This window comes from Mucilaginibacter sp., assembly GCF_041663085.1.
In the GTDB taxonomy this organism is placed as follows: Bacteria; Bacteroidota; Bacteroidia; order Sphingobacteriales; family Sphingobacteriaceae; genus Mucilaginibacter.
In genome coordinates this window covers 18,545-34,576 of sequence record NZ_JBAZRC010000007.1, presented here as the reverse complement: position 1 = coordinate 34,576, position 16,032 = coordinate 18,545, and the positions used below count along the sequence as shown (strand labels likewise).

Here is a 16,032-nt window from a genome sequence, read left to right as displayed (position 1 = left end):
CTGTTTCTCTTCTTATTGCCCTACCATAAATACAGCGTTACTAAACAGCAACTTACCATTCTCCCAAAAACTACGGAAAAGCGGATCATCAACCAGGTAAACAACCGAGCCGCGGCCAAGCGATTGCACACCAAGCAGCATACCGTTATTTATTTTTTGTTTAGATTGGAAACCCGCGAAACCTGCTACATAGCCATTCTTGGCAATGGTACCCACATTCCAGTTGTCTTCGCCAAGCATTTCATAAATATCGTCGCTTAATTTTAACGAGTAGTAATAGTTAGGGAAACCAAAACCCAAAGGATGGGTATTATCCATGTCCAGTTTAAAAATAGCACCTGGAATGCTGGACCGGATAGCATCGCGGTTACGGTCGGCATAAATTTTTACCGCAGTTTTTGTTTTGGCATCTGCCTTATCGTCTTTTTTAGCTTCTTTCTTTTTTATTTCGAAGCCTTTTTTGTCAACCAGGGCAGCAACCGCGTTTTCTAACGCTATCAGCTTGCCCCCATCGCGCACCCATGATTGCAGGTTGTCTGACGACAGATCGTTATACCTGCCGTCGGGCATTATAACCACATCAAAATCGGCCAGTTTTATACGGTTAATATCCTGATAGCGGATCAGGCTAATGGGGTAACCTATCTGCTGTTCAAAAAGGTGCCATACCTCGCCCATTGCTTCCGAGTTGATGCCATCACCGCTAACCAACGCAACACGCGGTTCTTTAATATACTTCACGTCATACGATCCAATATCCGATCCCTTATCTACAAAGCCCGATGACAGCGGTGTAATTTCATGGCCAAGATCGGCAGCTATCTGGCTAACTACACGGTCAAAATCAATCCTTTCATTACCTGCGCGGGTAACTAATAACGAGCCGGCTGTAAACTTTTTGCCTCCGGCCTCAAATGGCGTTTCTGAATAGCGCACCTTTATTTTCTTTTTCAGCAAGGCCGAAAGGAATTTAACATCTGCTATAGATTGCCATGCCGATACGTAGGCGTAAGCCCTGGTATTGGTAAGGGGCGCGGGCTTTATAACGCCCCAACTGGTTGTTGCAGGCTTAAATGACTCTTTTATCCCGTAAGCCTTTAACCCATAGGCATAAGGCAGCGCCCATGCGGTAATATCATAAGTATTTGAGTCGGGAATAAAGGTTTTGGGTTCCAGCAATACATGCAGCAATACCGATTTTGGCTGATAGGCGTTTACCACAAGGTCATTCGCATCAACATTATACTGATCTGTTGTCCCTGTAAAATAATTATACCCGGTAACCGATTTATTGGCCAAACCATACCCAAATTGTATGCCGTTGCGGGTAAGCATTTTGGCCAGCTCGTTCACCTTTTCGTTATTATCATTTTTAATAACGTAGGTTTTATAAATGCCCGGCGGGTTTTGGCGGCTGTTATCAAAAAACTTCTTAAATTCATCAACAACCTTTTGGGCGTTAGCCGATACAATTTCTACCGTGCTTAAACTTGTTGTATGATGGTGAGAAACACGTTGCGCTAAGGTAAGCGTATCACCGCTACGGGTAACTACGGCCAGGCCCGCGCTTATCCCCCCCTGTTCATACGTCATCCCGATAGAGCCATTGTATAACGGGTAAGTATCTCCATACGATGGGTACAGTAAATCAAACTCCTGCTTGGTGAAATACATCCAACCGTTTTGGTCAAAATATTTAGCATTGTTTTTACCAATCGTCACCTGGAAATCGCGCTGCCATTGGGTAATATCCTTGTGATAAGGCTCAGCAGCCGGGGCAAAGTAGTATGGATTATTGTACCCCTGCTCATGAAAATCGACATGAACCTCGGGCAACCATTGATTAAACAAAGCCACGCGCGCCTGTGTCTCTTTTTGTGCCTGCCATGCCCAATCGCGGTTAAGATCGAAATAGTAATGATTTACACGCCCGCCCGGCCATGGTTCCATATGCTCGCGCGAGGTTGGGCTGGCATCCGGCATCATACCGCGCACCGAGTTATAAAAGTTGGTGTAACGGTCGCGCCCGTCCGGGTTAAGGCATGGGTCTATCACCACAACGCTATTCCTGAGCCATTCGGCAGCTTTGGTGTTAGCTGGGTCAACCAGGTCAAATAATGTCCACATAGCAGCCTCGCTTGATGACGGCTCGTTACCATGCACGTTATAGCTTAGCCAGGTAATAACAGGTGTGTTTGTTGTTGCTGTACCGCTTTCTACCCCTGCAAGGCGCAGGTTATTATGCCGTATCTCTTCCAGCCGTTTAATGTTTTCGGGCGATGCGATGAACATGGCCAGCAACGGGCGGCCCTCATTGGTGGTGCCAAATTGCTTTAGATCTACATTGGTTGCGGTTTTGGCAACATATCTAAAATAATCTACCACCCTATAATGCGGGGTGAATTTTTCGCCAAGTTTATAGCCTAAAAACTCGGCCGGCGATTGGATTTGCTGCGCAAAAACAGTAGTGCAGCCAAAAACAGTTAACAATATAAAGAGTAGCTTTTTTAACATACGTTAGTAATTAGATCAGTAACGCTAATCTAAATATATTTTTTTGAGGTTTCACCATCAGGCTATTAATTCAAATCTGCACTTTTGCATTTATCGCATGACATCCATACAAGCCCTTCAAAAATATTTCGGTTACTCGCAGTTCAGGCTCTCGCAGGAGGCCATCATCAGCAATGTTTTAAACAAACAGGATACACTGGTGCTGATGCCTACCGGCGGCGGTAAATCGCTTTGCTACCAACTACCCGCCGTACTGCTGGATGGGCTAACCATTGTGATATCGCCGCTTATTGCACTAATGAAAGACCAGGTTGATAGCCTTAACCTGAGCGGCATCCCGGCGGTTTTTCTAAATTCAAGCCAAAACCCCGATGAGCAGCGCGATATTGCCCTGCAACTGCGTAATAACGAGATCCGCCTGTTGTATTTAGCCCCCGAGCGTTTATTTGGCGGCGATAATAAAATGATGGCCTTTTTGCATACGCTGAATGTGGTGCAGATAGCCATTGACGAGGCGCACTGTATATCGCAATGGGGCCATGATTTTAGGCCCGAGTATCTGATGCTGGCCGGATTAAAAAAAGAATTCCCCGGGGTGCCGGTAATAGCTCTTACCGCTACTGCCGATAAGCTCACCCAAAAAGACATACTGGAGAAACTAAACCTGCATCAACCCGCGGTTTTTATCTCATCTTTTAACCGCGAGAACATTACATATCGTGTCAATCCAAAAAAGAACAGTTTTAATCAGTTGTTGAACTTTTTGGATGCTCGTAAAGAGGATTCGGGTATTATTTATTGCTTATCGAGGAAGTCAACCGAATCATTAGCCGCCGACCTGAAGGATGAAGGCTACGCCGCCGAAGCCTACCATGCAGGCCTCACCAACGAGGTAAAAGCCCGCAATCAGGAAGCTTTTTTAAAAGATGAAGTGAAAATAATGGTGGCAACCATTGCCTTTGGTATGGGTATCAATAAAAGTAACGTGCGCTACGTGGTGCATATGGACCTGCCCAAAAACATTGAGGGCTATTACCAGGAAACCGGTCGTGCCGGTAGGGATGGTTTGGCATCTGATGCCTTGCTGCTCTATTCGCCCGGCGATGCGATAAAACTACGCAGCTTTGCCACGGTTGAGAACAACCGGGAACAAAGCGCCATTATGCTGAAAAAGCTGGACGACATGGTGAATTACTGCCAGCTACACGCCTGCCGCCGCCAGTTTTTAATGCATTATTTCGACGAGCCCTTTCCGGATAATTGCGGATCGTGCGACTTTTGCCTGAGCGAGTTCGTCAAGTTTGATGGTACGCTTATCGCCCAAAAGGCACTATCTGCAGTAGCAAGGGTAAAGGAACGCTTTGGCGCCAATTATATAATTGATTTTCTTCGCGGGTCGAAAAGTGAAAAGATCTGGGCCGACCATAAAGCACTTAAAACATACGGTGCCGGTGCAGACATCAGCAAGGCCGACTGGCAGCGCTACCTGCGCGAACTGATTGCACAGGGCTTTTTACGCATCAGCGAAGATGGTTACTCGGCCATACAACTTACCCCAAAAAGCGAAGCTGTTTTAAGAGGCGATTTAAAGGTTGAGCTGATAGCATCAGAAGTTATTAGCGAGCATGAAGAGGAAGCATTAAGCTACGAGACTGAACTACTGGCCGATCTGCGAGCAAAACGGCAGGAGATAGCCATGGGTGAAAACCTGCCGGCATACATCATACTATCAGACGCTACCTTGCTGGAAATTGCTACCTACCTGCCGCAAAAAATGGACGAACTAAGGCTGATATCCGGCTTCGGCGATGTAAAACTGGCCAAATACGGGCGCGAGTTTCTGGCTGTTATTAATGCTTACAGCGTTGAAAAAGGCCTTACATCGCGCATTACTCAAAAATCGGTTAAACGCGAGCGCAAATCGAAATCAAAAACAAGCAAGATCTCGGATACATTTAAGGTTACTTTCGACCTGTATAAGCAAGGTAAAACCGTTCCCGAAATAGCTAACGAGCGCGGCCTTTCGCCCACTACTATTGAAGGCCATTTAAGCCGTTTTGTACAAACCGGCGAACTGGATGTGCATGAATTTGTTAATGAAGCTAAGATACCGGCCATAAAAAACGCGGTTGAAAGCTATGGCAGCGAAATGTTGTCGCCATTAAAAGAGGTTTTGGGCGATGCCTATACCTACGGCGAAATAAAAGCCGTTATTGCGTGGATGAATAAGGAAGCGTAATTTTAAATAACAGAATTGAATCATGACAAGCATAAACCAACTATACCAACTATACCTGCAGCACCCTGTTATCAGTACAGATACCCGTAAAATTACACCGGGCAGCCTGTTTTTTGCCCTTAAAGGCGATAAATTTGACGCCAACACTTTCGCCCAAAAAGCACTTGAAGCGGGTGCGGCTTACTCAATTGTCGATAACCCGGAATATGCAACAGGCGAAAAGTTTTTATTGGTTGATGATGTGCTAACCGCTTTACAAAACCTGGCCGCGCATCACCGCAGCCAACTAAATATCCCTGTTATAGGCCTTACCGGCACAAATGGGAAAACCACAACCAAAGAACTGATCAACGCTGTATTATCGCAAAAATTTAAAACACTGGCCACGCAGGGCAACCTCAATAACCATATTGGCGTACCGCTTACTATCCTAACTATCAATAGCTCGCACCAAATGGCGGTGATAGAAATGGGCGCCAATCATCAGAAAGAAATTGCGCTGCTTTGCACCATTGCACAGCCTACCCATGGCCTTATTACCAATGTGGGCAAAGCACATTTAGAAGGTTTTGGCGGGGTTGAGGGTGTGAAGAAAGGCAAGGGCGAATTGTATGATTACCTGATGTTGGAAAACAGGATTGCCTTTATAAACAGTGATGATAAAACCTTACTGGAAATGCAAAAAGCCCGGGGATTAAACAATGTGGTTTATTACGGCAAAAATGGCAACGCCGACAATCTGGTTAGTGGCCGGCTGCTGGATAACTCACCGTTCCTCACTTTTAAATGGCACGACAAGAAAAGTTTATCACACAACGTAAGGTCGCAGCTTACGGGTTCTTACAACCTGGATAATATACTGGCGGCGACATGCATCGGCTGCTTTTTCGGATTGGATTCTGACGAGGTAAACCAGGGTATTGAGGGCTATCAACCAAAAAATAACCGCTCGCAGATCACCAAAACCGCAACCAACACGCTTATCTGCGATTTTTACAACGCCAACCCCAGCAGCATGTTTGTAGCTATTGACAATATGGATAAAGTGCAGGCCGGCCATAAAGTGATGATACTGGGCGATATGTTCGAGATGGGGGCAGAATCGGCTGTGGAGCATACGGCGGTTATTGAAAAAGCCCTGAGCGCCAATGTGGATGAACGGATCTTTATCGGAAAGGATTTTTCCAGCCAGCAAACCGAAGTAGATAATACCAATTTAATCAACACCACATTTTACATGACCGCCGAAGATGCTATCATCGGGCTAAAAACAAACCCGATAACCAATGCCACTATCCTGATCAAAGGATCGAGGGGCATGGCGCTGGAGCGGTTGGTAGAGTTATTTTAAAATAGTATTTGTTTGTTCTGTTCCATTTTAAAATGGAACAAGCGATACAAATGGAACATGTTGATATTCAAATAGTTATTACTGACAAAATCGTGTCAGTATCTCAATAAAAACTTTATAGTTTCTCAACTAAACGCTCATTTTCAACAGGTTACAAAAATTCGATTTTGTTCCGTTTTTTTTAAAATGCGACAAAAAATGATAAAATAATATAGCGCTTAAACCTGTCTTTCATTCGCCTTTTTTCGCCCTTGAAACGACCTTTTCAGGAAGTAGAAAAACTTTAAGCGAAACATACCGGAAATTTTAAACAACTGATTTAAAGCACATTGTAATTTTAAGCCCTGTCCCACTTTTTCCCGAATGGAACAAAAATGGAACATTTTTGGTTGACGTAGAACGGATATTTTCAGATCGAGATGACCGAATACTTATTATATTTTATGGCGATTTGTTTCTGATATATTCGTCTTATGTTTTGAGCAAAAATATTTCGTAAATTTGGGTATGAGCACTATTGTAGTACATACAGAAACAGAAGAACAGGAAAAAGCTGTTAAGGCCGCGCTTGAGTCACTTCATGTAAGCTTTGAGGAAGAGATTGATGAAACAGAATATATTAATTCTTCTCCTGAAATGATTGCTAAGCTTAAACAAGCCGAAAAAGACATCGCAGATGGAAAAGGAGTAAAGGTTGATATAAACAACCTATGGAAATAGTGTTTGCACACCTCAAGCTATTGAGGATTTGCAATTCTGGACTAAATCCGGCAATAAGATCATCCAAAAGAGAATACAAGCTTTATTATTTTCAATACAAGAAACTCCTTTTGAGGGAATTGGCAAACCCGAGGCGCTAAAATATAATCTATCCGGCACATGGAGCAGGCGAATTAACCAGGAACATCGGTTGCTTTACACTGTAAGTGATACTGAAATTACAATACTTGCTTTACGCTTTCATTATTAAGCACCAGTTCCGCTACCTCTTCCCCTACCAGGCTTCCCATGGCTACGCCCATACCGTTGCAGCGTACAGCGCAAAATATGTTAGGTTCTACCTGTTTTACTATGGGGCTTAATTCTCCACCAAAACCCATAATGCCGCTCCACCAGTAATCAATTTCGGTATTTTGCCCTGGTAAGATCATGTTATGCAGGTAACCGGTTAGTTTTTGTTTAACGGCGGCTGTATGGCCGAATTCGGAGGTTTCTTCGGCAGCAAAATCTATATTCCGGCCTCCGCCAAAAAGCACCCGGCCGTCAATATTCCTGAAATAATAATACCCGTCGTTAAAGTGATACGTACCCTTTAGCTTTAAACCAGGTATAGGTTTGGTAACCAGCACCTGCCCCCTCCCGGGAACAACCTGCAAGCCGGGGTATAGTTGCCTTGCAAAGGCGTTTGTAGCCATAATCACCTTCGCAGCTTTAAAGTTTCCCTGCGGAGATGTTAAACGTACCCCGTTATTATCATTACTGATCTCTTTTATTTCGCACCCATTCAAAACCAGTACATCCTTTTGGTAACATTTATTGAGCAGCGCCCGCATCATTTTACCGGTATGTATCTGGCCCTCATAAGGGTTATAGATCATGTGGCTTACCCCATTAAAGCCAAAATCTGCAATTTTAGCATCTGCAACTGCATAAATGTCATGCCCGTCAATAGCGGGTTTTAATAAATTATTCAGCCGGCTGATATTTTCTATGGCTTCATTCGCGCATGCATCTTCGTCACGCATAAAAAGCTCATGGCCGCCATGCTGATGATAGTCGATGTTTTTATCGCCCAGGTTTTGACGTAAGCGCTGCAATCCCCGCCATTTGTAATTGGCCAGGCGGGCAACCTCTTCGCCGGGAGTATGTTTAAGGGCTTCCAATTGTTCAGAAACTGTGCCGAAACAGGCAAAACCTGCATTTTTTGTACTGGCCCCGCTGGGTAAAAAGCCCCGCTCTAAAACCAGCACCTTCAAATTTGGCTCGCGTGTTTTTAAATGCAGGGCCGCACTAAGGCCCACTATGCCGCTGCCTATGATGATTACATCTGCGTTATCAATAAAAGCGGTGCGCTCCCAGTAGGAAAAGTTCCGGTTGTCCATTAAGTCAAAATTAAAAAGTAAAAAATCAAAAAAGTGCATATCGGCAGATTCATTTTTGACTTTTGAATTTTGCCTTTTACCTTAAACTGGAATACTTTTTGAAATACTCCTTTTTATAAAACTATTGAAAATGATGAACCTATTATTTGTATCCTACAATTCGGCCTTGCTGCTCATGATTGTGATAGCATTGGTAAGCTTTATTGTGCAATGGCGTTTTAAAAGCAAATTTAAGCAATACTCCGAAATGCCTTTACTGTCGGGCCTGTCCGGCAAAGATGTTGCCGAGCGCATGCTGAAAGATAATGGCATTTACGATGTACGTGTAATATCTGTTGAAGGCCAGCTAACCGATCATTACAACCCCGAAGATAAAACTGTAAACCTAAGCCCCGATGTGTACCATAGCCGCAGTATTGCTGCTGCCGCTGTTGCCGCGCACGAATGCGGGCACGCAGTACAACACGCCAGGGCTTACAGCTGGCTAAGCTTCCGCTCATCAATGGTACCGGTAGTTAATGTGGCATCAACCCTTACGCAATGGACACTGATGATTGGTATTATGCTGTTATTTTTTACACATAACCCGCTTGTACTGGCCGTTGGTGTTGGCGCTTTGGCATTGGTAACCCTGTTTAGTTTTATTACCCTGCCGGTTGAATTTGATGCCAGCCAGCGCGCACTGGCCTGGTTAAATAACAATTATACCATTATGCAAACCCGTGAAGAGCATGCGCAGGCAAAAGATGCCCTTTGGTGGGCCGCCATGACTTATGTGGTTGCCGCATTAAGCGCCCTGGCTACATTGGTTTACTATGCATCATTCCTGTTTAACCGCCGTAACTAAGCAGTTTTTTGATAAAGGACGAAAATATAGAACGCCCCGAAGATTTCGGGGCATTTTTTTGTTTGGCTGTAACATTTCCCCATAAAGCACCGTCATGTATGCACTATGAAAAGATATATATTGCTATATGCGGCAGTAGTATTGGCACTCAACGCATGTAAAAAAGATAAAAACACGGGCGGAATTGTTATACCAGCCGACCCGGTTGAAACCATGCCTGTAAGCGGGGAAACCCAGCCATCATCGGCTATGATAGTTTACCGCAAGCTGAACATAAAGCTTGGTTATAATAAACCCATTTTTTTGGATGCTAATGCGGATGGAACAACCGATATAAGTTTTTCGAGCGTACTGATCATGCATGACGGGAAACAACATTTATACTTATCCGCTTACGGAAAAACCAACAGTGGCAACAAACTATTCGTAAAAAACGGAGAACAATTGGTTAACGGTAGTTTATGGGCATACCCTTTCAATAAAAACGAATTAATAGAGCCGACTGAAGAAAACAATATTAAATGGACCTCTAATCAGCAAAAAGCCTCTATTATGAGTATTGTTTCCGCCGGATCGCAAACCTCTGTTGAAGGCTTATGGGCAAACAAAGCCGACAAATATTTAGGCATCGCCCTAAAAATTAATGGCGAACCTTATTTTGGATGGATAAAATTAAGCCACGAAACTACTACAAATGAAATTATAGTAAGCGAGTATGCTTACAGCAAAATACCTGGCGGCGATATTATTGCAGGCGAAAAATAATTTAATTTTAATCGGTTTGTAAAGGCCACCCCAGAGTAGCTTCACATGCTTGTGGATTAAAATATTTGGGTGTGAACACATAGGAATCAGAAATAACAGAATGGGGCCATGTGTTAATTAACTTAATACGGGGTGTAAAGTGAAGATTTCCCTCCTCACCTTTCCCCGGCATTGTTCGTTCGAGATGACAGGGTGGGGAAATTCGGCAACAAAAAAGCCCCGGCATTTCTGTAGGGGCTTTTTGTTTTTTTCATTCCTCTAATATCTTTTTAGTTTGCTCCGGAAATTTTTTTATAATCCATTTTAACACATCTATTTGGTCTGCGGACGGCGCCCTTCTTATTTGTGCGAGTAATTTAATTGCTTGAGGACGGTTTAAAGTTAAATTTGATGCCCCTTCATTACATACAGAACAAATTGCCCGAAGATTATTTGCATCGTCATTGCCACCCATTGATTTATCAATTATATGCCCTAAGTGTAGTCTGGTTTTACGATTTGCATCATAAGGATGAGGTTCACCTGCGGCAGCGCCACACATTTGGCATGTAAATCCATTCCTATCTAAAACAAATGCCCTGGTTTCTTTAGAAATCCCCCGGTCAAATGCTGGAAGAGGCTTTAAATTTACCAAAAGGTATTGTCCAGGTTTTAAATCACTTCTATCGTTATGAGTAACGATATTCATTCCTTCTTCATTTCTTAATTCACGCACTCTTCTTCCCCACTCACTTTTCCCCGCGACCTTCCCAAGAATATCTTTATCTAAAACAATACCGACGTTTTCAACAAAAAACTCACGCAGCTTTTTCTTCGACCCCTTTTCTCTGATCTTTTTTTCTTTCATATAGCTCAAATGCATTAAAAATCGATTGTCCAATAGCTTTGGCTACCGGCGGAGGGAAAGCATTTCCTATCTGTCTGTATGCTGGTGTTTTTTTACCGACAAATTTCCAATTAGAGGGAAATCCTTGTACTAAAGCCGTCATTTGTAAAGTAAGTTTTGGCATTAGGTCGAATCCTGGTAATGGAGGTGAGTCCGCCAGCCCTTTCCCATTAATTCCTATTTCAGCCCATGCTTGTTTTGCTCTAGTTGGGCCAAGATCTGCCCCACCATGTTTTTTAGACCCTCCAACTAATGTAGGGGCTATGCCAGTAGCCTGATTAATCCAATTTGTTGCATCCCACCCTAATGAAGTAATTTCATCAAATAATAATTCTCCTATTGATTTTCTATTAGCAATATTTTTTTCAGGCCAAGTAAAAAAATCAAAAAAATCTTCTTTTAATGCTACCAATATTGCCCGCGGCCGAAGTTGTGATACGCCATGATCTGAAGAGTTAATCAGCTGCCAACTACATCTGTAACCCAAGCTATTTAACTCACTTATGATATGTTTTCTATAAACATCAAACTTTTTAGAAAGTATTCCCTTAACATTTTCAAGCATTACTGCTTTTGGATTACATTCTTTAATCAATCTTAATGCTTCTGGGAAAAGATCTCGTTCATCATCTCGTCCGAGTTGTTTTCCGGCAATTGAAAAAGGGGGACAGGGAACCCCCCCCGCAAATAAGTCAATATTTTTAAACCCTTTGGCTGAAAATGCACGAACATCTTTCTCTATTACATTCCAGTTAGGGCGATTATATCTTAACGTTTGACAAGCCAGATGTTCTAATTCAACAAGAGCAACATGTTCAAAACCGGCTTGTTCAAGACCTATTGCTTGGCCTCCAGCACCTGCGCAAATTTCTATTGATCTGTATTTATTTGTCATGCTTATAATTTATTGACTAATTTTTTTAGCAAACAAATATAGTATCTGAATATTATAAATCAATATTAAATTGATTAATTCAATCTGTAAGGTGCGATCAAATAAAACTCGGGGATCTGTACGTTGAATACTGAATTGTCCAGCAGGCGCTCCATCTGGTATTCGCCCTTCATGCTGCCCATATCGGTTTTCAGGTTGCAGCCGCTTACGTATTCGTGCGAGCTGCCGGGCTCAATAACAGGCTGCAGGCCAACAACACCTTCGCCTTCAACTTCGCGCTTGGCGCCATTTGAGTCGAAGATATACCAGTGCCTGCTCACTAAACGCACGGCGTAGTTACCCATATTTTCAATATTCACCCTATAGGCAAACATAAAATGATCGTTCATCGGGTTAGAGTATTCGGGCTGGTAAATTGTTTCCACTGAAACCTTAACACCTTCAGTTATAGTAGTGGCCATTGTTCTTATTGTATCGTTATATTCAAATATATAGCATGCAAACAAATATTACGCCATTTCAAAAGCATATTTTTTGTCTACCTGTGCTAAAATATCCATAATTTCTTCAACCGTAGCAGCGGTAACCAGTTTCATGCGGTATTCCTTAAAGTCGGGAACGCCTTTAAAGTAGTTACTATAGTGGCGGCGCATTTCAAAAATACCGGTTTTGGGGCCCTTCCACTCCATTGATTTTTCCAGGTGGGTTTTACAAACCTCAATCCGTTCGGCAATGGTGGGTTTCTCCAGGTGTTCGCCGGTTTTAAAGTAGTGTTTTATCTCCCGGAAGATCCACGGGTAACCTATGGCCGCGCGGCCTATCATCATCCCATCAACCTCAAACTGCATACGCCATTCGGCGGCCTTCTCGGGCGAGTCGATATCCCCGTTACCAAAAATCGGGATCTTGATGCGAGGGTTCTTCTTAATCGCGTGGATCAGGCTCCAGTCGGCAACGCCCTTATACATTTGCGAGCGGGTACGACCGTGTATGGTTAACGCCTTAATACCTACATCCTGCAGGCGTTCGGCAACTTCGTAAACATTTTTGGTGTTATCATCCCAGCCAAGGCGGGTTTTAACGGTAACCGGCAGATGTGTAGCTTCCACAACCGCTTTGGTCATGGCCACCATTTTGTCAATATCCTGCAAAAGGCTTGCGCCTGCGCCGCGGCATGCCACCTGCTTAACGGGGCAGCCGTAATTAATATCCATCAGGTCGGGCCCTGCCAATGATGCTATTTCGGTAGCCTCGCGCATGTGCTCGATATCGCTGCCGAATATCTGGATGCCAATAGGGCGCTCGTATTCAAAAACATCAAGTTTTTTGCGGCTCTTGGCAGCATCACGGATCAACCCTTCGGATGAGATAAATTCCGTATACATCATATCCGCGCCGTTTTGCTTACACACGTAACGGAAAGGCGGATCGCTCACGTCCTCCATCGGTGCCAGCAGCAGCGGGAACTCCCCTAAATCAATATTTCCTATTTGTACAGACATGGATTATATTCGTCGCAAATTTACGCAATTTAAGCTATATGATGAAAACGCCTGTAAATCAAATGTCACCGGGATTACAATTCCTGCTTTTTGTGGTTGTTTTTACGGCGATATTTATCATTGGTAATTTATTGGGCATAGCCATTATTACCGTTGTGTATGGCCTTAACATGGTAATGGAGATAGCGCAACTAAACTTTACCAACCCGCAAAGCATTCCCGCTTTATATATATTGCAAGTAGTAACCACTACCATCCCCATATTTTTAGCGCCTGTTATTTTTGGCTATTGGGTTGCAAGAGACCCGGCAGAATATATAAAACCAACCATCCGCATACCCTGGATGCTTTTTGTCGTCGCCTTTTTTGTGATGCTGATATCATCGCCATTGATAGAGTTTTTGAGCAACATCAACCAGCAAATGGTTTTGCCGGAATGGTTAGGCGGACTTGAAAGATGGATGAAGGAAAGTGAGGAAAGCGCGCGTCGCATGACCGCCGTTCTACTGAATATGCAAACCCTTTGGGACTGTATTAAAAATGTATTACTGATAGGCTTGTTAACGGCAATTGCCGAAGAGTTTTTGTTTCGTGGCGGTATGCAAACCATTATGCAAAAGTGGACTAAAAACACGCACGTTGCCATTTGGGTTACAGCGGCAATTTTTAGCGCTTTCCACATGGAGTTTTACGGCTTTTTACCCCGCCTGCTGCTGGGTGCGTTGTTTGGCTATTTTGTTGCCTGGAGCGGCAGCATCTGGCCGGCGGTTTGGGGGCACTTTTTAAATAATGGCTCGGCGGTTGTTATAACTTACCTGTATCAAAAAAGATATATTAAGCTAAACCCCGATGATACGAATGTATTTAGTTGGTGGCAGTATATATTTAGCCTGATTATTATTATAATTTTGCTGTTAGTTTATAAAAAGATAGCATTGGGCAAAAAACAGCCCGCATTAAATGGAGAAGAACTGGGTTAAAATTTTTACATCGTCAAACTTTTATCAGTCAGAAATTGTGAAACAGGTACTTACCGGGTACCAGATTGATGCCGTATTGCTTAACCGGCAGGCATCATCGCACCAGGCATTTGGCGATATTGAGGTTTACGTGCACCAGGAAAACTTTAGCAGCGCTATCGAAATAATGATATTGAACCAAATTAATTTATGAAGACACGCGCCATAACAGGCTTCTTTTTTACTATAGTGATGATAGGCTCCTTTTTGCTGGGGCATAATGTATTCGGGGCATTTTATTTATTACTGAGTGGCTTTTGCCTGTATGAGTTTTATACGCTTATTAAGAAAGATACTGCCTCCCCTAATATACCTGCAGGCTTATTAACCGGGGCGCTTATTTACGCCGCGTTTGCATTTATTACTTATGCCGCATCTTTAGCACCAGCCGGCGAAAGCAGCAAACACATAGGCTATACGTTGCTGTTTTTAGTTCCCCTTGCTGTAATTGTGGTGTTTATTTTCGAGTTATTTAAAATATCCGTTGCCCCTTTTGCCAACATTGGCTATACCCTTTTGGGCATCGTGTTTGTAATAGTGCCCTTTACGTTTTTTCATGCACTGGCTTATGTTAGCGGCCCATATACTGTTCACATCCCTCTTGGCTTTTTGCTGATGCTTTGGGCTAACGATACCGGTGCCTACCTGGTTGGTATGAGTATTGGCCGCACCAAATTGTTTGAGCGCCACTCGCCTAAAAAAACCTGGGAAGGTTTTATTGGCGGTGTAGTTATCAGCGCAGGGGTTGGTTATATTATTAGCCTTTACTTCCCGGAGCTGAACTGGAAGCACTGGATGTCTGTAGGGATCCTGATCTCGTGCTTTGGCACCCTTGGCTACCTGGTAGAATCCATGTTTAAACGAAGCATCAACATCAAGGACTCCGGCAGCATATTACCCGGCCATGGCGGGTTGCTTGACAGGTTTGACGGCTTACTGATAGCCGCACCTATTGTTTATACATACTTGTACTTCGTTGTAAATGTTTAATTTTGTAAAAACTTATTAGCCTATATAATGACTTTTCATAAAGAAGGATATACATCACTTGCATTAACGGTGCTGTTCATTTTTGTATTGAACGCGCTCATCTCATTTTATTTCCCGGATGCGCATGTTGTAAAATGGATAGTTTACATCCTGTCGTTTTTGCTTTTTTTAATCATTGTGCAATTTTTCCGCAGCCCCATACTACATATCAGCAAAAATGAATCGCAGGTACTATGCCCTGCAGATGGCAAGGTGGTGGTAATTGAAGAAACCGATGAGCCTGAGTTTTTAAAAGACAGGCGTATACAGTTATCGGTATTTATGTCGCCGGTAAATGTGCACGTAAACCGCAACCCTATAAGCGGCGTTGTAAAATATTTTAAATATCACCCGGGTAAATACCTGGTGGCATGGCACCCAAAATCATCAACCGAGAACGAGCGTACAACCATTGTAACCGAAAACAGCGAGGGCACACAGGTATTGTTCCGCCAGATAGCAGGCGCGCTTGCACGCCGCATTGTTTGGTATGTAAAAGAAGGCGACGTGGTTGAGCAGGGCCAGCAATTTGGCTTTATTAAGTTTGGATCGAGAGTGGATATATTCCTGCCGCTGGGTACCAAAATAAACGTTGAGCTTAACCAGGTTGTTAAAGGCGGGCGCACTGTACTGGCCCAATTAACCAACAACGTAGCGCTGCCCGATGAAACATCGGATGTGATCAACGAAACCATCCCTGACCATACCGAGCCTTTAACTGACGAGCATGGCGAAGAAACACTGGTTATTGAACACGATATAGAGAAAGAGCAACCCACAGCTGAAAAAAAGCCTGTGGCTAAGGCTACCCCGGCAAAAAAACCGGCGGCAAAAACTGCTGCAAAACCAAAAGCGGTTAAGAAGGACGAAACCAAAAAAACTA

Annotated in this window: 15 protein-coding genes and 1 pseudogene; 10 read left to right on the top strand and 6 right to left on the bottom strand. The window is 43.5% G+C overall.

From position 1 onward, the window contains the following. Window positions 1-12: 12 nt before the first annotated feature. Window positions 13-2,514: a M14 metallopeptidase family protein gene (locus tag WC615_RS03585; RefSeq protein ID WP_372976770.1), complete on the bottom strand. Its 2,502-nt coding sequence runs from the start codon at window positions 2,512-2,514 to the stop codon at window positions 13-15. A 97-nt stretch (window positions 2,515-2,611) separates the two neighbouring features. Between WC615_RS03585 and recQ the strand changes: the two genes are divergently transcribed. The 4 genes from recQ (at window position 2,612) to WC615_RS03565 (ending at window position 7,074) form a co-directional block, all read left to right on the top strand. Beyond that, window positions 2,612-4,753: a DNA helicase RecQ gene (gene recQ / locus WC615_RS03580; RefSeq protein WP_372976769.1), complete on the top strand. Its 2,142-nt coding sequence runs from the start codon at window positions 2,612-2,614 to the stop codon at window positions 4,751-4,753. Window positions 4,754-4,775: 22 nt separating this feature from the next. Beyond that, a complete protein-coding gene (murF, locus tag WC615_RS03575) occupies window positions 4,776-6,104 on the top strand; it encodes a UDP-N-acetylmuramoyl-tripeptide--D-alanyl-D-alanine ligase (RefSeq protein WP_372976768.1) in 1,329 nt (442 codons plus the stop codon). A 507-nt stretch (window positions 6,105-6,611) separates the two neighbouring features. Next, window positions 6,612-6,824, top strand: a complete 213-nt coding sequence (locus WC615_RS03570) for a DUF2683 family protein (protein WP_372976767.1) — start codon at window positions 6,612-6,614, stop codon at window positions 6,822-6,824. 28 nt (window positions 6,825-6,852) lie between these two features. Next, window positions 6,853-7,074, top strand: a complete 222-nt coding sequence (locus WC615_RS03565) for a Txe/YoeB family addiction module toxin (protein ID WP_372976766.1) — start codon at window positions 6,853-6,855, stop codon at window positions 7,072-7,074. On the opposite strand, the gene WC615_RS03560 is transcribed toward WC615_RS03565, so the two are convergent. Continuing rightward, a complete protein-coding gene (locus WC615_RS03560) occupies window positions 7,043-8,206 on the bottom strand; it encodes an NAD(P)/FAD-dependent oxidoreductase (RefSeq protein ID WP_372976765.1) in 1,164 nt (387 codons plus the stop codon). The genes WC615_RS03565 and WC615_RS03560 overlap by 32 nt on opposite strands. Window positions 8,207-8,336: 130 nt before the next feature. Here WC615_RS03560 and WC615_RS03555 point away from each other — a divergent pair, with 130 nt between their 5' ends. After that, window positions 8,337-9,053 carry a zinc metallopeptidase gene (locus WC615_RS03555; RefSeq protein WP_372976764.1) on the top strand — a complete coding sequence of 239 codons (717 nt, stop codon included), beginning with the start codon at window positions 8,337-8,339 and terminating at the stop codon, window positions 9,051-9,053. A 105-nt stretch (window positions 9,054-9,158) separates the two neighbouring features. Beyond that, window positions 9,159-9,818 (top strand): hypothetical protein, encoded by a 660-nt coding sequence (locus WC615_RS03550; protein WP_372976763.1) that lies wholly within the window; start codon window positions 9,159-9,161, stop codon window positions 9,816-9,818. A 250-nt stretch (window positions 9,819-10,068) separates the two neighbouring features. On the opposite strand, the gene WC615_RS03545 is transcribed toward WC615_RS03550, so the two are convergent. The 4 genes from WC615_RS03545 to dusB all read right to left on the bottom strand — a co-directional run bounded on the left by WC615_RS03545 (window position 10,069) and on the right by dusB (window position 13,101). Beyond that, window positions 10,069-10,665, bottom strand: a complete 597-nt coding sequence (locus tag WC615_RS03545; RefSeq protein WP_372976762.1) for an HNH endonuclease — start codon at window positions 10,663-10,665, stop codon at window positions 10,069-10,071. Further along, the gene (locus WC615_RS03540; RefSeq protein WP_372976761.1) at window positions 10,616-11,599 is read right to left on the bottom strand and encodes a DNA cytosine methyltransferase; all 984 of its coding nucleotides are present in this window, start codon (window positions 11,597-11,599) and stop codon (window positions 10,616-10,618) included. The genes WC615_RS03545 and WC615_RS03540 overlap by 50 nt, the downstream gene beginning before the upstream one ends. A gap of 74 nt (window positions 11,600-11,673) precedes the next feature. Further along, entirely contained in the window at window positions 11,674-12,060 is a 387-nt protein-coding gene (gene apaG, locus WC615_RS03535; protein ID WP_191175146.1) for a Co2+/Mg2+ efflux protein ApaG, read from the bottom strand. 48 nt (window positions 12,061-12,108) lie between these two features. Next, window positions 12,109-13,101 carry a tRNA dihydrouridine synthase DusB gene (gene dusB, locus WC615_RS03530; RefSeq protein WP_191175147.1) on the bottom strand — a complete coding sequence of 331 codons (993 nt, stop codon included), beginning with the start codon at window positions 13,099-13,101 and terminating at the stop codon, window positions 12,109-12,111. A 62-nt stretch (window positions 13,102-13,163) separates the two neighbouring features. Here dusB and WC615_RS03525 point away from each other — a divergent pair, with 62 nt between their 5' ends. The 4 genes and pseudogenes from WC615_RS03525 to WC615_RS03510 all read left to right on the top strand — a co-directional run. Continuing rightward, a complete protein-coding gene (locus tag WC615_RS03525; RefSeq protein WP_372976760.1) occupies window positions 13,164-14,081 on the top strand; it encodes a lysostaphin resistance A-like protein in 918 nt (305 codons plus the stop codon). Then, a complete protein-coding gene (locus tag WC615_RS03520) occupies window positions 14,062-14,274 on the top strand; it encodes a hypothetical protein (protein ID WP_067056593.1) in 213 nt (70 codons plus the stop codon). Before WC615_RS03525 ends, WC615_RS03520 begins: the two co-directional genes overlap by 20 nt. Beyond that, window positions 14,271-15,110 carry a phosphatidate cytidylyltransferase gene (locus tag WC615_RS03515; protein WP_372976759.1) on the top strand — a complete coding sequence of 280 codons (840 nt, stop codon included), beginning with the start codon at window positions 14,271-14,273 and terminating at the stop codon, window positions 15,108-15,110. Before WC615_RS03520 ends, WC615_RS03515 begins: the two co-directional genes overlap by 4 nt. Window positions 15,111-15,137: 27 nt before the next feature. Beyond that, window positions 15,138-15,791, top strand: a pseudogene (locus WC615_RS03510) (phosphatidylserine decarboxylase family protein); the annotation flags it as partial. Window positions 15,792-16,032: the final 241 nt, after the last annotated feature.